This is a genomic window from Pseudomonas sp. B611, assembly GCF_055407965.1.
The window spans coordinates 386,203-407,842 of sequence record NZ_JBUZST010000005.1 but is presented as its reverse complement, the minus strand read 5'-3'; the positions used below and the strand labels follow the sequence as shown (position 1 = coordinate 407,842).

At 60.5% G+C, this 21,640-nt stretch carries 20 protein-coding genes; 13 read left to right on the top strand and 7 right to left on the bottom strand.

The annotated features are described in order from the left end of the window. The first annotated feature begins 158 nt into the window (after positions 1-158). A complete protein-coding gene (locus tag ACZRMO_RS14600) occupies positions 159-1,547 on the top strand; it encodes an MFS transporter (RefSeq protein WP_463973306.1) in 1,389 nt (462 codons plus the stop codon). Between the two features lie 60 nt (positions 1,548-1,607). On the opposite strand, the gene ACZRMO_RS14595 is transcribed toward ACZRMO_RS14600, so the two are convergent. From ACZRMO_RS14595 to flgA, 4 genes are all read right to left on the bottom strand, one after another. Continuing rightward, positions 1,608-2,357, bottom strand: coding sequence for a flagellar brake protein (locus ACZRMO_RS14595; RefSeq protein WP_124528204.1), 750 nt, complete (start codon positions 2,355-2,357; stop codon positions 1,608-1,610). Between the two features lie 96 nt (positions 2,358-2,453). Then, positions 2,454-2,924 (bottom strand): flagella synthesis protein FlgN, encoded by a 471-nt coding sequence (locus ACZRMO_RS14590; protein ID WP_124528205.1) that lies wholly within the window; start codon positions 2,922-2,924, stop codon positions 2,454-2,456. A 48-nt stretch (positions 2,925-2,972) separates the two neighbouring features. Then, positions 2,973-3,296, bottom strand: a complete 324-nt coding sequence (gene flgM, locus ACZRMO_RS14585; protein ID WP_017738197.1) for a flagellar biosynthesis anti-sigma factor FlgM — start codon at positions 3,294-3,296, stop codon at positions 2,973-2,975. 142 nt (positions 3,297-3,438) lie between these two features. Next, positions 3,439-4,203: a flagellar basal body P-ring formation chaperone FlgA gene (flgA, locus tag ACZRMO_RS14580; RefSeq protein ID WP_463973305.1), complete on the bottom strand. Its 765-nt coding sequence runs from the start codon at positions 4,201-4,203 to the stop codon at positions 3,439-3,441. Positions 4,204-4,297: 94 nt separating this feature from the next. Between flgA and ACZRMO_RS14575 the strand changes: the two genes are divergently transcribed. From ACZRMO_RS14575 to flgE, 6 genes are all read left to right on the top strand, one after another. Next, positions 4,298-5,230 (top strand): chemotaxis protein CheV, encoded by a 933-nt coding sequence (locus ACZRMO_RS14575; RefSeq protein ID WP_026136978.1) that lies wholly within the window; start codon positions 4,298-4,300, stop codon positions 5,228-5,230. 42 nt (positions 5,231-5,272) lie between these two features. Next, entirely contained in the window at positions 5,273-6,100 is an 828-nt protein-coding gene (gene cheR / locus ACZRMO_RS14570) for a protein-glutamate O-methyltransferase CheR (protein ID WP_016979774.1), read from the top strand. Positions 6,101-6,407: 307 nt separating this feature from the next. Then, positions 6,408-6,815, top strand: coding sequence for a flagellar basal body rod protein FlgB (gene flgB / locus ACZRMO_RS14565; RefSeq protein ID WP_017529461.1), 408 nt, complete (start codon positions 6,408-6,410; stop codon positions 6,813-6,815). A gap of 3 nt (positions 6,816-6,818) precedes the next feature. Further along, positions 6,819-7,262: a flagellar basal body rod protein FlgC gene (flgC, locus tag ACZRMO_RS14560; protein ID WP_124528208.1), complete on the top strand. Its 444-nt coding sequence runs from the start codon at positions 6,819-6,821 to the stop codon at positions 7,260-7,262. 16 nt (positions 7,263-7,278) lie between these two features. After that, positions 7,279-7,998, top strand: coding sequence for a flagellar hook assembly protein FlgD (gene flgD / locus ACZRMO_RS14555; RefSeq protein ID WP_124528209.1), 720 nt, complete (start codon positions 7,279-7,281; stop codon positions 7,996-7,998). A 31-nt stretch (positions 7,999-8,029) separates the two neighbouring features. Further along, a complete protein-coding gene (flgE, locus tag ACZRMO_RS14550; RefSeq protein ID WP_124528210.1) occupies positions 8,030-9,346 on the top strand; it encodes a flagellar hook protein FlgE in 1,317 nt (438 codons plus the stop codon). A gap of 290 nt (positions 9,347-9,636) precedes the next feature. Here the strand turns inward: flgE and ACZRMO_RS14545 are convergent, their stop codons facing one another. After that, positions 9,637-12,531 (bottom strand): ribonucleoside-diphosphate reductase subunit alpha, encoded by a 2,895-nt coding sequence (locus tag ACZRMO_RS14545; protein ID WP_124528211.1) that lies wholly within the window; start codon positions 12,529-12,531, stop codon positions 9,637-9,639. A gap of 597 nt (positions 12,532-13,128) precedes the next feature. Between ACZRMO_RS14545 and ACZRMO_RS14540 the strand changes: the two genes are divergently transcribed. Both ACZRMO_RS14540 and ACZRMO_RS14535 read left to right on the top strand, forming a co-directional pair. Next, positions 13,129-13,854 (top strand): response regulator, encoded by a 726-nt coding sequence (locus tag ACZRMO_RS14540; RefSeq protein ID WP_463973304.1) that lies wholly within the window; start codon positions 13,129-13,131, stop codon positions 13,852-13,854. After that, the gene (locus ACZRMO_RS14535; protein ID WP_463973303.1) at positions 13,851-15,461 is read left to right on the top strand and encodes an ATP-binding protein; all 1,611 of its coding nucleotides are present in this window, start codon (positions 13,851-13,853) and stop codon (positions 15,459-15,461) included. Before ACZRMO_RS14540 ends, ACZRMO_RS14535 begins: the two co-directional genes overlap by 4 nt. Before the next feature lie 143 nt (positions 15,462-15,604). Here ACZRMO_RS14535 and ACZRMO_RS14530 read toward each other — a convergent pair whose 3' ends face one another. After that, a complete protein-coding gene (locus tag ACZRMO_RS14530; RefSeq protein WP_463973302.1) occupies positions 15,605-16,327 on the bottom strand; it encodes a 4'-phosphopantetheinyl transferase family protein in 723 nt (240 codons plus the stop codon). A 111-nt stretch (positions 16,328-16,438) separates the two neighbouring features. Here ACZRMO_RS14530 and ACZRMO_RS14525 point away from each other — a divergent pair, with 111 nt between their 5' ends. From ACZRMO_RS14525 to ACZRMO_RS14515, 3 genes are read left to right on the top strand one after another with little or no spacing between them, the layout of a single operon-like run. Next, positions 16,439-16,747 carry a hypothetical protein gene (locus tag ACZRMO_RS14525; RefSeq protein ID WP_463973301.1) on the top strand — a complete coding sequence of 103 codons (309 nt, stop codon included), beginning with the start codon at positions 16,439-16,441 and terminating at the stop codon, positions 16,745-16,747. An 18-nt stretch (positions 16,748-16,765) separates the two neighbouring features. Further along, a complete protein-coding gene (locus ACZRMO_RS14520; protein ID WP_017738184.1) occupies positions 16,766-17,443 on the top strand; it encodes a response regulator transcription factor in 678 nt (225 codons plus the stop codon). Next, a complete protein-coding gene (locus ACZRMO_RS14515; RefSeq protein WP_463973300.1) occupies positions 17,440-18,786 on the top strand; it encodes an ATP-binding protein in 1,347 nt (448 codons plus the stop codon). The genes ACZRMO_RS14520 and ACZRMO_RS14515 overlap by 4 nt, the downstream gene beginning before the upstream one ends. Before the next feature lie 129 nt (positions 18,787-18,915). On the opposite strand, the gene ACZRMO_RS14510 is transcribed toward ACZRMO_RS14515, so the two are convergent. After that, positions 18,916-19,914 carry an AraC family transcriptional regulator gene (locus ACZRMO_RS14510; RefSeq protein WP_463973299.1) on the bottom strand — a complete coding sequence of 333 codons (999 nt, stop codon included), beginning with the start codon at positions 19,912-19,914 and terminating at the stop codon, positions 18,916-18,918. A gap of 339 nt (positions 19,915-20,253) precedes the next feature. On the opposite strand from ACZRMO_RS14510, the gene ACZRMO_RS14505 reads away from it, so the two are divergent. Further along, the gene (locus ACZRMO_RS14505) at positions 20,254-21,585 is read left to right on the top strand and encodes a dicarboxylate/amino acid:cation symporter (protein ID WP_463973298.1); all 1,332 of its coding nucleotides are present in this window, start codon (positions 20,254-20,256) and stop codon (positions 21,583-21,585) included. Positions 21,586-21,640 lie beyond the last annotated feature (55 nt).

The following is a 21,640-nucleotide window of genomic DNA, read 5'->3' as shown; positions in this document are numbered from 1 at the left end:
TTGTCGCGATCTGTGTATCTGACAGGCAGCCGGGCAGCGTCTGACGCTTAAGCAAAATAATCCCGGGAAACAGCATTTGCCGCCTGTCCGGGCCCGTCACCCAGGACTATCATGCCGATAGCCCTGTCCCTCACTGCAAGGAGCCGCTCGGAACGCCGATGCGCCAGATCTGGAAATCTTTTCGAGCCCTTTATTTCGCCTCCTTGATGATGCTGATCGGCTCCGGCCTGCTCAGTACTTACCTGGCCTTGCGCCTGGCGGCCGACCATGTGGACAGCCTGTGGGTCGGTGCGCTGATGGCGGCCAACTACTTTGGCCTGGTGCTGGGTGGCAAGATCGGGCACCGCCTGATCGCCCGGGTCGGGCATATTCGTGCGTATGCCACGTGTGCCGGGATCGTCGGTGCGGCGGTGCTGGGGCACGGGTTGATCGACTGGCTGCCAGCCTGGATTGTGCTGCGGATCATCGTCGGCCTGGGGATGATGTGCCAATACATGGTCATCGAGAGCTGGCTCAATGAGCAGGCGGACGCCAAGCAGCGCGGCGTGGTGTTCAGCGGCTATATGATCGCCTCCTACCTGGGGCTGGTGCTCGGCCAGTTGATCCTGGTGATGCATCCCCAGCTCGGTCTTGAATTGCTGATGCTGGTCGCGCTGTGCTTCGCCCTGTGCCTGGTGCCGGTGGCCATGACCCGGCGGATTCACCCGGCGCCGCTGCATCCTGCGCCGATGGAGCCGCGTTTCTTTATCAAACGGGTGCCGCAGTCGCTGAGCACGGTGCTGGGTGCGGGGCTGATCGTCGGTTCGTTCTACGGCCTGGCACCGCTTTACGCCTCCCAGCAAGGCTTGACGACCGAGCAGGTCGGTCTGTTCATGGGCTCGTGCATTTTTGCCGGTCTGTTGGTGCAGTGGCCGCTCGGCTGGTTGTCCGACCGCTATGACCGGGCCTTGTTGATTCGCTGTTTTGCCCTGTGCCTGGCGGTTGCTGCGTTGCCATTGGCGATCATGACGCAGGTGCCGCTGGAGGTGCTGTTCGTGGCGGGCTTCCTGTGTTCGCTGGTGCAGTTCTGCCTTTACCCGTTGGCCGTGGCGTTTTCCAACGACCATGTCGAGGGTGACCGCCGCGTGTCGCTGACCGCCATGCTGTTGGTGACCTACGGCGTCGGTGCCAGTATCGGGCCGTTGTTGGCCGGTGTGGTGATGAAGCTTTTTGGCAGTCAGATGCTCTACGCGTTTTTCAGCTTGTGTGCGCTGATCCTGGTGTGGCGTATCCGGCCGAAGGCGGTGACCAACCTGCATCAGGTGGACGATGCGCCACTGCATCACGTGGCGATGCCTGACAGCATGTCCAGCTCGCCGCTGGTGGCTGCGCTGGATCCGCGGGTAGACGAGCAGGTGGTGCAGGAGCAGATGCAGACCGCTGCGCCGGAAGAGCCCGAGCCTGAAGACGGGCCGCAGCCGCCGGTGGATGAGCCGGCATTCGTAGGGCCGCCGGAGCCTCTGGGGCCGGAAGAGCACCCTCATGACCTGAGCAGGGCGCGCCCCTGAATGCAAAAACGGGCAGATCCCATGAGGATCTGCCCGTTTTTTTGTGGCGTGCTTTAAGGCTTAAAAGTCATCGTCTTTGTCAAAGCGCCGCGCTTCGCGTTGCAGCTGATACACAAAACGCTCGACCTGGCGTTGCACCAACCCACTCATGTTGTGGAAGCGCACGCCGGCAAAGGTGGTGTTGATCTTTTCTTCGAAGTGCAGGTAACGCAGTTCGACGGAGGTGGTCATGCTGCCGAAGGGCAGGGCGGCGATAAAGCGATCGTAGACTTGGCCCAGTTGCAGGCGCTCGGAGATGTCGCCTTCAAAGCGCAATTTGCAGCCGGTGGCGGAGATGTCCAGCAGCTTGCCGCTGACCGGCGCCTTGAGTTTCTCGCCGCCCAGCTCGATGTTCACCAGTTGCGCCAGTTTCAGCGCGGCGCGGAAGGCATTGCGGCGCTGATGGTAGACCACCTCGTCCGGCATGCTGCCGGTGTAGATACGGTGGCCGTCTTTTTCGCTGACGCTGTAGGTGCCGTTGCTTTCCCACGCGACGCGCACGCCTTCGTGGAAGCCTTCGATACGAAACGGTTCGCCGCTTTCCAGGAAGCGCTCGCCATCGCGCGGGATCATTTCATCCAGTGCCAGGGTCTTGCTGTCCCGGTCAACGTCCACCAGGTAGCTTTGGAAGCGCTGGCTGCGTTCGTGGAAGGTAATGATCAGCGGGTCGTGGCTTTCTTGCAGCATCCGCAGGGTGCCGACAATTTCCAGAGGTGTAGTGAGTACCTTGGGTGGCTGCGGTGTATCTTCCGCATTAAGGGCGTTGAACACGGTTCTTCCATCTCCAGACAAAATACGACTACACGCAAGAACCGGCATTTTGCCAGCATGTAGCGCGCCTTGGATAGGGCGCGCTGTAAACCGGCGTCAGGCTTGGCTGCGGGTGCCTGGTTTGACCAGGCGTGAGGTGGAGCCTTGGGCGTTATACAGGGCCGGTGGCTCGCCGCCATGGAGTATACGCAACTGGTTGGCGGTCGTGGCTTGCTGCAGCTGGATCGACTGACCGTTGAGCAGGTTGGCTTCCTGGCACTGGCTGAGCAGCTCATTGAGTACCTGGCTCTGCGCCAGTAACTCGTCGCCGACGGAGGAATGGCTGGCCAGTTGGGCGAGGCCGTCGTGATCGGTTGGCAGGCCGAGGCTGGCCAGGATCTGGCTGCGCTTCTTGCCATGCTGTTCAAGGAGCACGATGAGCGACTGTTTGCGCGCGAGGATTTCTTCCAGCAGGCGCATATCCCGGCCGTAGAGGGCCAGGGATTCTTCTTTGAGCAGCTCGAGCAATTGTTGCGTCGGTGCCAGATCATCAATGATCAGTTGAAGCAGGGTTTCGTCGTGGTGCATGGCTGGCCTTGGGTTTTAAGCGTCCAAAAGCCCGGCGCAGGCCTTTGCCTAGCGCTCGGCTTCGAAGTTGAGCAGCTTGCTGGCTACACGGTTGCTGTCGACTTTGTAGCTGCCATCGGCGATTGCCTGTTTCAACTCGGCCACACGGGCACTGTTGACAACCGGTTGATCGCGCAGCGAGTCAGTGACCTTCTGCAACTGTTGAGCCTCATTGCTCAGGTGTACGGATTCCCCGCTTTGGCTGGCGCCGGCCTGTTCTGCCTTGGCGGGCAGTGGCTGGGACTTGGCTTCTACGCTGTCCTTGGCACCGGTGGTGCGCGTAGAGCCGGGCAATGCCTGGGAATTATTTAAACGACTGAAATCGATGACCATGATAAAAAAACCTCTGGGTATTTGGACGCTTGCCATGTTTTCGGCCATACCCGGACAAACTTTAGGCTCGATTGACAATAAACCTGCATGCGCACACGTCTGGTACACAGTGTAGGAAAAGCTGGCGCCTGATACCAGTTCTCTATAAAGCCACCTCGACCTGGCCGGGTGCGGTCACCCGTGCCTTGATCACGCGGTTGGAATTGAGGTTCTTGACCCTGATCTGTTCACTCATGCCGCCATTGGACAGCGCTTCCCCCGGCATTTTTACCTGCAAGGCACCGCTGCTGGCGGAAATAACCACCTGGTCACCCTTGCGAATGACCTCGGCCTGTTCCAGGTGTACCAGGGTAATGACCTGGTCGGTGACCACTGGTCGGGTCAATTTTTGCCCGACTGCCTGATCGACCGAGGTGAGATAGCCCTGGTTGATCAGGCTGATATCACGCTCACGCAACACAACATCGTCGTAACCGATGATGCCGGTGCGCTTCAGCGGCCGCGCCACCACCACCACGTCGCGGAACAGCTTGACCTGCGCCGGCACGAACACCGTCCACGGCGCAGCGCCCTCGCAGCGTACTTTCACGGTCACGCGGCCAATCGGCTGGGCGGGGCTTTCCAGGGTGGCTGTCAATTCCTTGTCGCACATTGGCATACGCAGGCGCGGGTCGAGTTGGTTGACCTGGATTTCATAACGCCCGGGCGTCTGGGTGGTCGCCAGATAATCTTCTACAGTGAACTCAAGAAACCCTTGGGTGACGCCGATAAGTAGATCAGGCAAGGTGACGTTGTCCGCGCGGGCCGTGGTGCCCAAGCCCAAGGCAAGCAGCGCCAGCGGTACGCAAAACAAGCGGCAATACCGTGTCAGGTCAAGGTGTCGGGAAACTGTCGTTTTAATATCCATGACCAATAAATAGCAAAGCTCGTGCCGTTTAGTGTTGGGTGCGCGTCACTGCCCTTATAGGTATGGCCAAAGGTTTTAGCGTGGGAGTCAAGGCATGGCAGGAGTAATGGATTCAGTAAACCAGCGCACACAGCTGGTAGGGCAGAATCGCCTGGAGTTGTTGCTTTTTCGCCTGGATGGCAAACAGCTGTACGGCATCAACGTGTTCAAGGTGCGGGAAGTGCTGCAGTGCCCCAAGCTGACGATCATGCCCAAGTCCAGCCCGGTGGTGTGTGGCGTGGCCAACATCCGTGGCGCGACCATTCCGATCCTTGACCTGTCCCTGGCCACGGGCTCGGCAGGTTTGCAGGACCGCGAAAACCCTTTCGTGATCATCACCGAGTACAACACCAAGACCCAGGGTTTCCTGGTGCGCTCGGTGGAGCGCATCGTCAACATGAACTGGGAAGAGATCCATCCGCCACCCAAGGGCACCGGCCGCGATCACTACCTCACGGCGGTGACGCGGGTGGACAACCAGTTGGTGGAAATCATCGACGTGGAGAAGATCCTCGCCGAAGTGGCGCCCACCTCGGAAGCGATTTCCGTCGGTGTGGTCGATGCCGAGACGGCGCACAAGGCGATCTCGCTGCGGGTGCTGACGGTGGACGACTCCTCGGTGGCGCGCAAGCAGGTGACCCGTTGCCTGCAGACCGTCGGTGTAGACGTGGTGGCACTCAATGATGGGCGCCAGGCGTTGGACTACCTGCGCAAATTGGTGGATGAAGGCAAGAAACCGGAAGAAGAATTCTTGATGATGATTTCCGACATCGAGATGCCGGAAATGGACGGGTACACCCTCACGGCCGAGATACGCAACGATCCACGCATGCAAAAATTGCATATCATCCTGCATACTTCGTTGTCGGGCGTATTCAACCAGGCGATGGTCAAGAAGGTCGGTGCCGATGACTTCCTGGCCAAATTCCGCCCGGATGACCTGGCAAACCGGGTTGTCGACCGGATCAAGGCAGCAGATCACGGCTAGGGGATTTCCCCTGGCGGTCACACGATTTAAGAGGCGGTATCATTGTCTACGGGTAATTTGGATTTCGAACAGTTCCGGGTCTTCCTGGAAAAAGCCTGTGGCATATTGCTCGGTGAAAACAAGCAGTACCTGGTATCCAGCCGTCTCAACAAGTTGATGGAACAGCAGGGCATCAAGTCGTTGGGCGAGCTGGTTCAGCGTATTCAGGGGCAGCCGCGCAGCGGGCTCAAGGAAATGGTGGTCGATGCCATGACCACCAACGAAACCCTGTGGTTTCGTGACACCTATCCGTTTGAAGTGCTCAAGAGCAAAGTGCTGCCGGAAGCCATCAAGGCCAGCCCGGGCCAACGCTTGCGCATCTGGTCGGCGGCCTGCTCCTCGGGGCAGGAACCGTATTCGATCTCGATGTCCATCGACGAGTTCGAGCGGACCAACATGGGCCAACTGAAGGCGGGTGCGCAGATTGTTGCCACCGACCTGTCCGGCACCATGCTCACCAACTGCAAGACCGGCGAGTACGACAGCCTGGCCTTGGGCCGGGGTTTGTCCCAGGAGCGCCTGCAACGTTACTTTGACCCGAAAGGGGCAGGGCGTTGGGCGGTCAAGGCGCCGATCAAGAGCCGCGTGGAGTTTCGCTCGTTCAACCTGCTCGACAGCTACGCCAGCCTGGGCAAGTTCGACATGGTGTTCTGCCGCAACGTGCTGATCTACTTCTCGGCCGAGGTGAAGAAAGACATCCTGTTGCGCATTCACGGCACGCTCAAGCGTGGTGGCTATCTGTTCCTCGGTGCTTCCGAAGCGCTGAACGGTTTGCCGGATCATTACCAGATGGTGCAGTGCAGCCCGGGCATCATCTATCAGGCCAAGTAAGTCGTACGCGGTAAAAAATGTGGGAGCGGGCTTGCTCGCGAATGCGGTGGATCAGTCGACTCATCTATGACTGACATACCGCATTCGCGAGCAAGCCCGCTCCCACATTTGTTATGCGGCAATCCTGACAATAGCGGCAACCCGGATTGCCGCTTTACTGGCGCCACGCGGAAACGGCTTGCCGCTTTTCTGGCATTGCCATCGGCAATCTGCCCTCAAACCCTTTAAATACAGGCTCTGCGTAAACTGGCACACACCTTGCTATAACCCTGCTAACGAACAGCAGGTCAGCCTAAAGGTTTCCGCCATGAGCATCAGCTTCGATAAAGCGCTCGGTATCCACGAACAAGCCCTGGGCTTCCGCGCCCAGCGTGCCGAAGTCCTGGCCAACAACATTGCCAACGCCGATACCCCGAACTACAAGGCTCGGGACCTGGACTTCTCCGCCGTGCTCGCCGCACAGCAGGACAAGACCAAGAACGGCACCTTCGCCTTGAACATGACCAACAACCGTCATATCGAAGCGCAAGGCCTGAGCAGTGGGGACGAGTCGCTGCTGTATCGCACGCCGATGCAGCCGTCGATCGACCAGAACACCGTTGACGCCCAGCTGGAGCAATCGGCCTATGCCGAGAACTCGGTGAACTTCCAGGCCAGCTTTACCCTGCTCAACAGCAAATTCAAAGGGCTGATGTCAGCCCTGCGTGGAGAGTAAGCCATGTCCCTGTCCAGTGTTTTCAATATTGCCGGTAGTGGCATGAGCGCCCAGACCACGCGTCTGAACACCGTCGCCAGTAACATCGCCAACGCCGAGACCGTGTCGTCGAGCATTGACCAGACCTACCGCGCCCGTCACCCGGTGTTCGCCACCATGTTCCAGGGCGGCCAGAGCGGTGGCAGCGATTCGCTGTTCCAGGACCAGGGCAATGCCGGTTCCGGCGTGCAGGTGCTGGGTGTGGTTGAAGACCAGAGCAACCTGGAAGCCCGCTACGAGCCTAACCACCCCGCCGCGAACGAAAAGGGTTACGTCTACTACCCCAACGTCAACGTGGTCGAGGAAATGGCTGACATGATTTCTGCCAGTCGCTCGTTCCAGACCAATGCGGAAATGATGAACACCGCCAAAGCCATGATGCAGAAGGTCCTGACCCTGGGTCAGTGATAAGGGGCGCCAAATAATGGCCATTGTTGATACCACTACCAACACGGCAGTCCAGGACCTTTTCAACACCAAGGTCAAGACCGCCACGAACAACGTTGCGAGCACTGCCACTGCTGCCACGGGCAACCAGTCCCTGGGCAAGGATGCGTTCCTGCAACTGCTGGTCACCCAGTTGAAGAACCAGAACCCGCTGTCGCCCCAGGACAACGGCGCGTTCGTCGCCCAGCTGGCGCAATTCAGCAGCCTGGAAGGCATCAACACCCTGAACGACTCGGTGAATGCGATCTCCAGCAACTTCAGCTCGTCGCAAGCGTTGCAAGCGTCGTCGCTGGTGGGGCGTTCGATCATCACCCAGACCGACAAGGCCCTGGTGGATACCAGCAAGAGCATGACCGGTTCGGTCGCCGTCACGTCGGCGGTGGGCAACGTCTCGGTGAAGATCACCGACAAAGACGGCAATGTGGTGCGCACCGTCGAAATGGGCGCGCAGAGCGCCGGATCGGCCGACTTTATCTGGGATGGCAAGAATGACAAGGGTGAGGTCGCCGCAGCTGGCACTTACACCTTTACCGCCACCACCAAGAATGACAAGGGCGACGCGGTCGTCCTGGCAACTTCGCTGCCGGCCACGGTTACCAGCGTGACCTTGAGCAAGACCGGCGGCGAAATGCTGCTCAACCTTGCAGGCGGCATGGGCAGCGTCAAGCTGTCGCAAATTCAGACTATCGGTACATAGAGCCGGCTAAATACGGCAGAGGGAGAGAAACATGTCTTTTAACATCGGCCTTAGCGGCCTCTATGCGGCCAACAAACAACTGGACGTGACCGGCAACAACATCGCCAACGTCGCGACCACCGGCTTCAAATCGTCCCGTGCGGAATTCGCGGACATCTACGCCGCGTCCAAACTCGGCACCGGCCAGAACACCATCGGCAACGGTGTGAACCTGGCGGCAGTGTCCCAGCAGTTCACCCAGGGTGAAGTGAACGCCAGCGGTGGCATCCTGGACATGGCCATCCAGGGTGGTGGTTTCTTCGTGCAGAAGGCCAGTGACGGTTCGCTGGAATACACCCGTAGCGGCGCCTTCCGTGCCGACAAAGACGGCTACATCACCAACAACACCGGCACCTCGCGCCTGCAAGGTTATGCGGCTGATGAAAATGGCAAGATCACCAAGGGTGGCCTGGTCGATCTGCAGCTGAACCTGGCAAACCTGCCGCCGAAGGCGTCCACCAAAGTGGATTCCAGCAGCAACCTGAACTCCTCGGAGCCGGTCATCGATCAGAGCAAGAAGCCGTTTGATCCACTGAAGACCGATACCTTCACCACGTCCTACAGCACCACGCTGTACGACTCCCAGGGCAACGCCCACCCGATGGTGCAGTACGTGGTGAAAACCGACGCCAACGAATGGCAGTCGTACACCTTGATCGATGGCCGCAACCCTGACGGTTCGCCGCCGACCGGCACTGATCCGAACATGAAAGCGCCTGTGCCTTCGACGTTGACCTTCGACGGTGCCGGTAACCTCAAGAGCATCGTGACCGGCGGTGTGGCTGGCACGACCTTGACCATCAAGGATTGGGTGCCAGGTACGGTGACCGACGGCGTATGGAAGGCCAATGACGCGACGGCGAACAAAGACGGCATTGCGATCAACATGTCCAATGTCACCCAATACAACTCGGCCACCTACCGTAACCCGCCGGTCACCGATGGCTACGCCACCGGCCAGATCACCGGCCTGAAAATCGACGGTAACGGCGTGCTGTTCGCCACCTTCAGCAACCAGCAGAGCAAGGCCATCGGCCAGATCTCCCTGGCCAGCTTCAACAACGAACAGGGCCTGCAACCTGCCGGCGGCACCACCTGGAGAGAGACGTTCGCGTCGGGTCAGCCGGGCTACGACTCCCCACAAGCTGGCACCCTGGGTTCGATCGTGGCCGGCTCCCTGGAGAACTCCAACGTCAACCTGACCAACGAGCTGGTGGACCTGATCAAGGCCCAGAGCAACTACCAGGCGAACGCCAAGACCATCTCCACCCAGAGCACCATCATGCAGACCATCATCCAGATGACCTGATGCGGTAGCGCTCAACAAAAAGCCCCTCACATGAGGGGCTTTTTTGTGGGTGTATGATCGTTCCCACGCTCTGCGTGGGAACGCCTCTTGGGACGCTCCGCGTCTCGCCAAGCAGCGCGACACTCAGCCTTGCGCAATGGTGACGCAGAGCGTCACAGGGAGCATTCCCACGCAGAGCGTGGGAACGATCAAAGAGGTCTGTGTCATGCCCATAAAAGAAAACCCCCGGCAAACCCAGGGGGTTTGTCGGGGGTTTCGAGTGAGCGCCTCTCAGCGCTCACCGGCTCAGCTTATTGGCAAGCTTCGCAATCCGGCTCGTCAATCGCGCAGGCTTTTGGCACTGGTGCCGGGCCGGCAGGGGCAGCGAGAACCGAATCATCACCGTGGTTGCCGCTGGAAACAGCGTTCAGCTTGCCGGTGTTGATGGTCGATTTCTCGGTGCTGGTCGCAGCCAGGGCACGGAGGTAGTAAGTGGTTTTCAGGCCACGGTACCAAGCCATGCGATAGGTCACGTCCAGCTTCTTGCCCGATGCACCGGCAATGTACAGGTTCAGGGACTGGGCCTGGTCGATCCACTTCTGACGACGGCTGGCGGCGTCAACGATCCACTTGGTGTCCACTTCGAAGGCAGTCGCGTAGAGCTCTTTGAGTTCTTGCGGGATGCGCTCGATCTGCTGCACGGAACCGTCGTAGTACTTGAGGTCGTTGATCATGACCGAGTCCCACAGGCCGCGAGCCTTGAGGTCGCGAACCAGGTACGGGTTGATCACGGTGAATTCGCCCGACAGGTTCGATTTCACATACAGGTTCTGGTAGGTCGGTTCGATCGACTGCGATACGCCGGTGATGTTGGCGATGGTCGCGGTCGGTGCGATGGCCATGATGTTGGAGTTACGAATACCTTTTTGCACACGGGCACGTACCGGCGCCCAGTCCAGGGTTTCGTTCAGGTCAACGTCGATGTACTTCTGGCCACGGGCTTCGATCAGGATCTGTTGCGAATCCAGCGGCAGGATGCCCTTGGACCACAGCGAACCCTGGAACGTCTCGTAGGCGCCGCGCTCGTCGGCCAGGTCGCAGGAAGCCTGGATCGCGTAGTAGCTGACCGCTTCCATGGACTTGTCGGCGAACTCGACCGCAGCATCCGAACCGTAAGGAATGTGCTGCAGGTACAGCGCGTCCTGGAAGCCCATGATGCCCAGGCCGACCGGACGGTGCTTGAAGTTGGAGTTCTGCGCCTGTGGCACCGAGTAGTAGTTGATGTCGATCACGTTATCGAGCATGCGTACTGCGGTGTTGACGGTGCGCTCCAGCTTGGCGGTGTCCAGCTTGCCGTTGACGATGTGGTTCGGCAGGTTGATCGAGCCCAGGTTGCAAACGGCGATCTCGTCCTTGTTGGTGTTCAAGGTGATCTCGGTGCACAGGTTCGAGCTGTGGACCACGCCCACGTGCTGCTGCGGGCTGCGCAGGTTGCACGGGTCTTTGAAGGTCAGCCATGGGTGGCCGGTTTCAAACAGCATGGACAGCATTTTGCGCCACAGGTCTTTGGCCTGGATGGTCTTGAACAGCTTGATCTTGCCCGGGTACTGGGACAGGGCTTCGTAGTACTCGTAGCGCTCTTCGAAGGCCTTGCCGGTCAGGTCGTGCAGGTCCGGCACTTCGGAAGGCGAGAACAGGGTCCACTGGCCATCATCGAAGACGCGCTTCATGAACAGGTCAGGGATCCAGTTGGCGGTGTTCATGTCGTGGGTACGACGACGATCATCACCGGTGTTCTTGCGCAGCTCGATGAACTCTTCAATGTCCATGTGCCAGGTTTCCAGGTAGGCACACACTGCGCCTTTGCGCTTGCCGCCCTGGTTGACCGCTACGGCGGTGTCGTTCACGACTTTCAGGAACGGTACGACGCCCTGGGACTTGCCGTTGGTGCCCTTGATGTACGAACCCAGTGCACGCACCGGAGTCCAGTCGTTGCCCAGGCCGCCGGCGAATTTGGACAACATGGCGTTGTCGTGGATCGCGTGGTAGATGCCCGACAGGTCATCCGGCACGGTGGTCAGGTAGCAGCTGGACAGCTGTGGACGCAGGGTACCGGCGTTGAACAGCGTCGGGGTCGACGACATGTAGTCGAAGGACGACAACAGGTTGTAGAACTCGATGGCGCGGTCTTCTTTGTGCTTCTCTTCAATCGCCAGGCCCATGGCCACGCGCATGAAGAACACTTGCGGCAGTTCGAAGCGGATACCGTCCTTGTGGATGAAGTAACGGTCGTACAGGGTTTGCAGGCCCAGGTACGTGAACTGCTGGTCGCGCTCGTGGTTGATCGCCTTGCCGAGTTTTTCCAGGTCGAAGGTGGCCAGGATCGGGTTCAGCAATTCGAATTCGATACCCTTGGCGATGTACGCAGGCAAGGCCTTGGCGTACAGGTCGGCCATCTCGTGGTGGGTGGCGCTGTCGGCAACACCGAGGAAGCCCAGGCCTTCGGCACGCAGGGTGTCCATCAGCAGGCGCGCGGTCACGAACGAGTAGTTCGGCTCACGTTCAACCAGGGTACGGGCGGTCATCACCAGGGCGGTGTTGACGTCGGTCAGGGCCACGCCGTCGTACAGGTTCTTCAGGGTTTCGCGCTGGATCAGGTCACCATCGACTTCTTCCAGGCCTTCGCAGGCCTCGGTGATGATGGTGTTCAGGCGGCCCAGGTCCAGCGGTGCAAACGTACCGTCGGCCAGGGTGATGCGGATCGACGGGTGGGCTTGCACGGCCGCTTCTTCAGCCGGGGTGCGCACGGCGCGCTCTTTGGAGCGGGCGTCGCGGTAGATCACGTAGTCGCGGGCCACTTTCTGCTCGCCGGCACGCATCAGGGCCAGTTCGACCTGGTCCTGGATTTCTTCGATATGGATGGTGCCGCCCGATGGCATGCGACGCTTGAAGGTCGCGGTGACTTGTTCGGTCAGGCGGGCAACGGTGTCGTGGATGCGCGACGAGGCGGCAGCGGTGCCGCCTTCAACTGCAAGAAACGCTTTGGTGATGGCGACGGTGATTTTGTCATCGGTGTAAGGAACGACAGTGCCGTTACGCTTGATCACGCGCAGTTGGCCGGGTGCGGTGGCGGACAGATCCAGGTTCGAATCAGCAGCCTGCGTCACGGAGCCTTGCGGGTTCTCGCGAGTTGTGTCGGTTTGCATGGGGGGTTGTCTCCACGTTCTATATTTGATTGCGAGTGCCAGGCTCTTCCTGCAACACCCGTACCGTTTTCCATATCGGGGAATGGGAAACAGCTGCCATCCGCGTGAGCGGTTTGGTCTACTGAAAAATCGGTTGGTTCCCTACTGCGTTAGCAATAAAACCCTTGAATATCGAACCACTTGTGTGGTTGGGCGGTTTGTTCGAAAACCCCACATATAGGGTCTGTCGTGTCGCCGAGGTACAAGATAATGCGTTTCGGAAGGGTTGGCAACGCAGTAACCTGTGGATAACGCTGTGGGTAAAATGTGTATGAAAGGTCCAGCCTGCGTGTAGGCCGCATTACTGCTGCGTTACGCCGTTTGTCATGAAATATTTCCGGCCCAAAACAGCTTGGCCATTTTCGAAGGGCGCGAACCCTATCACAGATTATCGCGATCACCGAATGGATTTCCCGCCTTGTGCTATAGGCCGTGAGCATGGCTACAATCGGCCTCTGTTATGCCTCTAAAACATGACAAACAGGGTATGGCCGATAGAGCTCCCACACTCAGATCTCCACCGGTCAGAAGAACGTCTAATAACAACGAGGACCACCCGTGGAGCAAGAAGCCTGGCAAATACTGATCGTCGAGGACGACGAACGATTGGCCGAGTTGACCCGTGACTACCTGGAAAGCAACGGCCTGCGCGTCTCGGTAGAAGGCAACGGCGCCCTGGCCGCAGCGCGGATCATCGCCGAACAACCGGACCTGGTGATCCTCGACCTCATGCTGCCCGGCGAAGACGGCCTGAGCATCTGCCGCAAGGTGCGCGAGCGCTACGACGGCGTGATCTTGATGCTCACCGCGCGCACCGACGACATGGACCAAGTGCTCGGCCTCGACATGGGTGCCGACGACTACGTGTGCAAACCCGTGCGCCCGCGCCTCTTATTGGCGCGCATCCAGGCCCTGCTGCGGCGCAGCGAGCCGGCCGAACCGGCCATCGTCGAAAACCAGCGCCGCCTGCAATTCGGCCCGCTGGTGGTGGACAACGCCCTGCGCGAAGCCTGGTTGCATGACGGCGGCATCGAGCTGACCAGCGCCGAGTTCGACCTTCTATGGCTGCTGGTGGCGAATGCCGGGCGCATCCTGTCCCGCGAAGAAATCTTCATCGCCCTGCGCGGCATCGGCTACGACGGCCAGGACCGCTCCATTGACGTGCGTATTTCACGTATCCGCCCAAAAATAGGCGACGACCCGATCCACCCGCGCCTGATCAAGACCATCCGCAGCAAAGGCTATCTGTTTGTCCCCGAAGCCGCCGCCGACATGCCGCTGTGAACTCGATCTTCCTGCGCATCTATGGCGGCATGTGCGCGGCCCTGATCCTCGTGGCGCTGCTGGGCGTGCTGGCCCTGCACCTGCTCAACGAAGTACGCAGCGGCCAGTACCGCGAGCGCCTGGCCCACGGCACCTTTGCGCTGATGGGCGACAACCTCAAGCCGATGAGCCCCATCGAGCGCCAGCGCGCCCTGGCGGTGTGGGAGCGCTTGCTCGGCATTCCCCTGGAGCTGCGCAGCCTCAGCGACGCGCAGTTGGACCTGAGCCAGCGCAATCGCCTGCAACGCGGCCAGGTGTTGGTGCAGCAGACCGGCCCCCACGCGGCGCGGGTGCTGCGCCTGGTCAGCGAGCAGGAGTCGCTGGTGTTGACCGGCGAGGTGCAGCAAATCAGCGAGCAATTGGCCCGCGCGACCATTTACCTGCTGGCCGATGAACTGGTGCGCTACCCCGTCGCCGAACAGCCGCAGCGCCTGGCCGACATCAAGGAAGCCAAGGGCTTTGGCTTCGAGATGCACTTGTTGGCCCTCGACCAAGCCGATATGGACGACGACCAGCGTCGTCGCGTCGCGGAAGGCGACACGGTGATGGCCTTGGGCAAAGGTGGCGATTCTATCCGCGTGTTTGCCGGCATGGTCGGCACGCCGTGGGTGTTGGAAATCGGCCCGTTGTATCAAATGAACCCTTACCCGCCGCAATGGCTGATCCTGATCGCGTTGATCGGCCTGACCCTGATTGGCTTGATCGTCTATCTATTGGTGCGCCAGTTGGAGCGGCGCCTCAAAGGCCTGGAAGCCGCCGCCACACGCATCGCCAAAGGCAACCTGGAAGTGCGCGTGCCCGCCCGTGGTGCCGACTCGGTGGGGCGCTTGGCTGCGGCCTTTAATGGCATGGCCGAGCACTTGCAGCAATTGCTGGCGATCCAGCGCGAGTTGGTGCGCGCCGTGTCCCACGAATTGCGCACGCCGGTAGCGCGCCTGCGTTTCGGCCTGGAGATGGTCGGCGATGCCACTACGCCAGAAGCGCGACACAAATACCTGGAGGGCATGGACAGCGACATCCAGGACCTCGATGGCCTGGTGGACGAAATGCTCACCTATGCCCGCCTGGAGCAGGGCGCGCCGGAGCTGAATTTCCAGCGTGTAGACCTCAGTGCGTTGCTCGACCAGGTGATCGGCGAATTATCGCCACTGCGCCCGCAGGTCTCGGTCAGCCGTGGTATTTGCCTGTCTTCGGCGCATTGGGATGACGCCTGGGTCGACGCCGAACCGCGCTACCTGCACCGTGCCCTGCAAAACCTGGTGAGCAACGCCATGCGGCATGCCCAGGGTCGGGTCATGATCAGTTACCAGGTGGGGCAGGTGCGTTGCCGCATCGATGTGGAGGACGACGGCCCGGGCGTGCCGGAAAGCGCGTGGGAGCGGATCTTTACGCCGTTCTTGAGGTTGGATGACAGCCGCACCCGTGCTTCCGGTGGACATGGGCTGGGGTTGTCGATTGTGCGGCGGATCATCTATTGGCATGGCGGGCGGGCGTTGATCGGCAAGAGCAACAATTTGGGTGGCGCCTGTTTCAGCTTGAGTTGGCCCAGGGATCAGGAGAAACCCTGAGGCCGTCATCGCAGGCAAGCCAGCTCCCCCATGATCGTTCCCACGCTCTGCGTGGGAATGCCGCTGGTGACGCTCCGCGTCACGCCTTCAAGAGCGGACGCAGAGCGTCCAGGGATGCATTCCCACGCAGAGCGTGGGAATGATCAATCGCAGGCGCTGACAGCCACCAGGCTCAACAACTGCCCATCCGCCACCACAAACTGCCCCACCAACTCCTTGCCATAACACCACTCGCTGGACAGATCCGTCAGCAACCGCAACCGCACAGCCCCCGACTCATTCCACTCCAGCACCTCGGCATGCTCAAAATAAAAGCGCTTCTGCACAATCGGATAAAGCGCCTTGAACAAACTCTCCTTGACCGAAAACGTCAGCGTTACCAGCAACGCGTGCTGTTCACGTGGCAGGTCGGCCATACGCTTGAGTTCGTCAGCGGTGAGTATTTCCCCTGCCAGGCGCTCCGCCCGGTCCAGCGGCAGCACATTTTCCAGGTCCATGCCCAGCCCGCGCCACTGCGCCTTGTGCCCGACAATCGCCGCCGCATGCCCGGTGCTGTGGGTAATGGAGCCGCTGATATGCCCAGGCCACACCGGTGCCCGGTCATCCCCGATGGCGGGGATGCAATCGAGCTGATCCAGTTGTTGCAACGCCGCGCGAGCGCACAGGCGACCGGCAAGGAATTCGGCCTGGCGCTTGGCTACTGAGCGCTGGATGCTCGGCGGTGGCGGCACGGCGCTGCGCTGGAAGTCGCCTTCGGCCAATAAAGCCGGGTCGAACCGGGTGCTGAGCAGCACCGTGCCGGGCAAGGGGTCGGGCAGCGGCCAATGGGCGTCGAGTGGGGTACAGCAAGCGGGTAGGCGAGTCATGGGCGGTATTCTGCCGAGTTGATAGGCCAGAGGATAGCCCGCTGTTCAGGGGGAGTTCAGGGGCGCCTGCGTAGTCTGGCTTCAACAGCCAAACGCGTAGAGGTAAGCACCATGACTGCGATGAAAAAGCTGATGTTGGCGTTAACCATGCTCAGTGCCACCTCTGGGGCCCAGGCCGTCGATGGCTTCTTTCCGGCATTTGGCAGCGAGAAGACCAGGAAATCCAGCACGCTGATCCAGCGGGTCAGCGTCGAAGACGCGGGCGGCCAGCCCACGCCGTGGGGCCAAGCCCTGGGCTTTACTGCGCCGCAGCCGGCGTATCGCACCGGCTACGAACACCTGGTGGGCCACTACAATGGCACTAAACTGCGCCCGCAAGACCTGCAGGGCCGCTATGATATCCCTCTGTCGGACAGTTGACTTGCTTTGGAGAGCCTTATGAAATTGCTGGTGGTGGAAGATGAGGCGCTGCTGCGTCATCACCTGTTGACCCGCCTGACCGACAGCGGCCACGTGGTTGAAGCCGTGGCCAATGCCGAAGAGGCGCTGTACCAGACCGGCCAATTCAACCATGACCTGGCGATCATCGACCTGGGCCTGCCCGGCATGGGCGGCCTGGACCTGATCCGCCAGTTGCGCACCCAGGCCAAGACCTTTCCGATCCTGATCCTCACCGCGCGCGGCAACTGGCAAGACAAGGTCGAAGGCCTCGCCGCCGGCGCCGACGACTATGTGGTCAAGCCGTTCCAGTTCGAAGAGCTGGAGGCACGCATGAACGCCTTGCTGCGCCGCTCCAGCGGGTTCACCCAGTCCACCATTGTGGCCGGGCCGTTGATGCTCGACCTCAATCGCAAGCAGGCGTCCCTTGACGAGCAACCCTTGGCGCTGACGGCCTACGAATACCGCATCCTCGAATACCTCATGCGCCATCACCAGCAGGTGGTCGCCAAGGACCGCCTGATGGAACAGCTCTACCCGGATGACGACGAGCGCGATCCAAACGTCATCGAAGTGTTGGTTGGCCGCCTGCGCCGCAAATTGGAAGGCCCGGCGGGGTTCAAGCCGATCGACACCGTGCGTGGCCTGGGCTACCTGTTCAATGAGCGCTGCGTTTGATTCGCTCGCTACGCGTGCGCCTGATGCTGGCGGCCGCCACCCTGGCCGTGCTGTTTATGCTCGGCTTGCTGCCGGCGATGCAGGGCGCGTTCAGCCTGGCGTTGCAGGATTCCATCGAGCAACGCCTGGCGTCGGACGTCACCACGCTGATCTCCGCCGCACGCGTGGAAAACAACCGCCTGCTGATGCCGGCGCAGTTGCCCGACGAACGCTTCAACCTGACTGACAGCCGCCTGCTCGGCTATATCTACGACCGCGAAGGCCATCTAGTGTGGCGCTCGCGGGCGACCAAGGAAGAAAACATCAACTACAAGCCGCGCTACGACGGGCGTGGTAATGAGTTTGCGCGGATTCGCGAGGCCAATGGCCAGGAATTCTTCGTCTATGACGTCGAGGTCAAGCTGCTCGGCGGCAAGAGCGCGGCGTTCAGTATCGTCGCCCTGCAACCGGTGCGTGAGTACCAGCTGACCCTCGAAGGCCTGCGGGAAAACCTCTACCTGGGTTTCGGCGCGGCCCTGCTGGTGCTGTTGACGTTGCTGTGGCTGGGCCTGACCTGGGGCCTGCAAGCCTTGCGGCGCTTGAGCCAGGAGCTGGACCAGATCGAAGGTGGCACCCGCGAGAGTCTTTCCGAAGAACACCCGCGTGAATTGCTGCGACTCACCGGTTCCCTTAACCGCTTGCTCGCCAGCGAACGCGAGCAGCGGGCACGCTATCGCGATTCCCTGGATGACCTGGCCCACAGCCTGAAAACCCCGCTCGCCGTGTTGCAGGGCGTCAGCGAAGACATGGCCCAGCGCCCCGAAGACCGCGATCAAGCCTGGGTACTGCAATCGCAGATCGAGCGCATGAGCCAACAGATCAGCTATCAGTTGCAGCGCGCCAGCCTGCGCAAAAGCGGCCTGGTGCGCCATCAGGTGCGTCTGGAGCCAGTGCTGCAAAGCCTGTGCGACACCTTGGATAAGGTCTACCGCGACAAGCGTGTCACCGTAGCCTTCGACTTGCCGGATGAGTGCTACGTGCCCATCGAGAAGGGTGCCTTGCTGGAAATGCTCGGCAACCTGCTGGAAAACGCCTATCGCCTGTGTTTGAGCGAAGTGCGCATCCGCCTGGTGGAAAGCCTCGAAGGCAGCGAGTTATGCATCGAAGATGATGGGCCGGGCGTGCCGCCGGATCAGCGTGCACGGATTCTGCAACGGGGCGAGCGGCTGGACCGCCAGCACCCGGGGCAGGGGATCGGGTTGGCGGTGGTCAAGGACATCATAGAGAGTTACGGCGCGCGGTTGACCTTGGGGGATTCGCCGTTGGGTGGGGCGGCGTTCAAGATTCATTTTCCGGCGTTGTGATCTCTATTGGCTGTACTGGCCTCATCGCAGGCAAGCCAGCTCCCACAGTTGACTGCATTTCAAATTTGGAACTCGGTCGAATGTGGGAGCTGGCTTGCCTGCGATGGGGCCAGCCCAACCAACACACCTCTAACTCTCCTGCGCCCGATACGCCCCCGGCGTCACCCCCGTCCACTTCTTGAACGCCCGATGAAACGCCGACGGCTCAGAAAACCCCAACTGCTCGGCAATCTCCTGCAACGACAAATTCGCCCGTCCCAAATGATAGATGGCGATGTCCCGCCGCAGCTCATCCTTGAGCGCCTGAAAGCTGGTGCCTTCTTCGCGCAAATGCCGGCGCAGCGTCTGCGGGCTGATATGCAGGTGTTGGGCGACCGCTTCCAGATCCGGCCAGGGCGTGCGGTCGCGGCTCAGCAGGCGGCGTAACTGGCTGCTCAAGCTGTCGCCTTCGTCCGGCCGCGACAGCAGGTCGGCCGGTGAGCGCTCCAGGAAGTGCTTGAGCGTGCGTTCGTCCTGCAACAGCGGCAGGCTCAGGTAGCGCGCGGGAAACACCAGGCTGCTGTTCGGTGCACCGAATTCCTGGTTGCAGGGAAACAGCAGGTCGTATTCGCTGGCATGGGCCGGCATCGGGTAGCTAAACGTGGCCTGGTGCAGGCGGATGCGCTGGCCGATCAGCCAACTGCCGAGGCGATGCCAGATCACCAGCAGGCATTCACTGAGGAAGTGATCCGGGTCCCATAGTTGTGAGTCGTCCAGGCTCAAGCGGGCCATGTCGCCTTCGCGCGTCAGCTGCCAGCGCGGGCCCTGTGGGAATAGGCTATAAAACAATAAGCCGCGTTCCAGCGCCTTCTCCAGGGTGCGGCAGTGGATCAGCGCGTGGCACATCATGGCGAAGGTGCCGCGTTTGCTCGGGCCCTCGGCGAAGCCCAGGTATTCGTCATCCAGCCCCAGCCAGAGCATTTGCAGCAGTTGGGTGAATTGCTCCGGGGCAATGCGCGCGCGGGGTTCGCTGAGCAGTTCCGGGGTGATCCCCACCTGCTGCAACAGCCCCGAATAGTCGTAACCCGCCCGGCGCGCACCGCCGAGCGCGGCCCGGGCGTAGTGACTGGCGATGGTACGTTCACGCATGCGAAGGCCTCGTCCATGGAGTGGCGGATCTTAGCCATCGGTGGATAAGGCGACAAGGCGGATATCCGCCAAATTGTAGGACGGGATTGGATGAGTGGGCGGAAATCCGCCACCTGATTCGGCGCTCTGGAAGGCGCCTGAAAACCCGCAGCCCTGATGTCTAAAGGCCTTCAGGCGTTTTCAGGAAAGTGGCACGGCGTTTGCGATAAGGATTACAGCGCAGGCCTTGACCTACAGGCCACGCAAACAACAAATCCCTCCAGTGCAGGAGGGTTCGCAATTGAAGTGTCGTGGGCAATGGCGGATCTTTGCCACACGGGACGATTGAGGAACTTTGCAATGACGACTCGTCAGCCATTCTACAAAACCCTGTATTTCCAGGTAATCGTCGCAATCGTTATCGGTATCCTGCTGGGTCACTTCTACCCGCAGACCGGTGTGGCCCTCAAGCCACTGGGTGACGGGTTTATCAAACTGATCAAAATGGTCATCGCCCCGATCATCTTCTGCACCGTTGTCAGCGGTATCGCTGGCATGCAAAGCATGAAATCGGTGGGCAAGACCGGCGGCTATGCGCTGCTGTACTTCGAAATCGTTTCCACCATCGCGCTGCTGATCGGCCTGATCGTGGTAAACGTCGTGCAACCGGGCGCCGGCATGCACATCGACGTAGCGACCCTGGATGCTTCCAAAGTCGCGGCCTACGTGACCGCCGGTAAAGACCAGAGCATCGTCGGCTTTATCCTCAACGTTATCCCGAACACCATCGTCGGCGCCTTCGCCAACGGCGACATCCTGCAAGTGCTGATGTTCTCGGTGATCTTCGGTTTCGCCCTGCACCGCCTGGGTGCCTACGGCAAGCCGGTACTGGACTTCATCGATCGCTTCGCCCACGTGATGTTCAACATCATCAACATGATCATGAAGCTCGCGCCAATCGGTGCCCTGGGCGCCATGGCGTTCACCATCGGTGCCTATGGCGTTGGTTCGCTGGTGCAGTTGGGCCAGCTGATGATCTGCTTCTACATCACCTGCATCCTGTTCGTGCTGGTGGTGCTGGGCGGTATCTGCCGCGCTCACGGTTTCAGCGTGATCAAACTGATCCGCTACATCCGTGAAGAGCTGTTGATCGTACTGGGTACTTCCTCCTCCGAATCCGCACTGCCACGCATGCTGATCAAGATGGAGCGTCTGGGCGCGAAGAAATCCGTAGTAGGCCTGGTGATTCCAACGGGCTACTCCTTCAACCTCGACGGTACCTCGATCTACCTGACCATGGCTGCCGTGTTCATCGCTCAGGCGACTGACACCCACATGGACATCACCCACCAGATCACCTTGCTGCTGGTGCTGCTGCTGTCCTCCAAAGGCGCTGCTGGCGTGACTGGTTCGGGCTTCATCGTCCTGGCTGCCACCCTGTCGGCCGTAGGCCACCTGCCGGTTGCCGGCCTGGCGCTGATCCTGGGTATCGACCGCTTCATGTCCGAAGCCCGCGCACTGACCAACCTGGTGGGTAACGCCGTTGCCACCATCGTTGTGGCCAAGTGGGTCAAGGAACTGGACACCGACAAGCTGCAAAGCGAGCTGGCGTCTGGCGGTACCGGTATCTCGGAAACCCGCGAACTGGACGACCTGGGCGTGGCCGAAGGCCCTGCACCAGCCGTCAAGTAAGGCGCTGATGGCGTGAACTGACGCCCACCGCTACGCGCAAACGCCCCGACCTGTT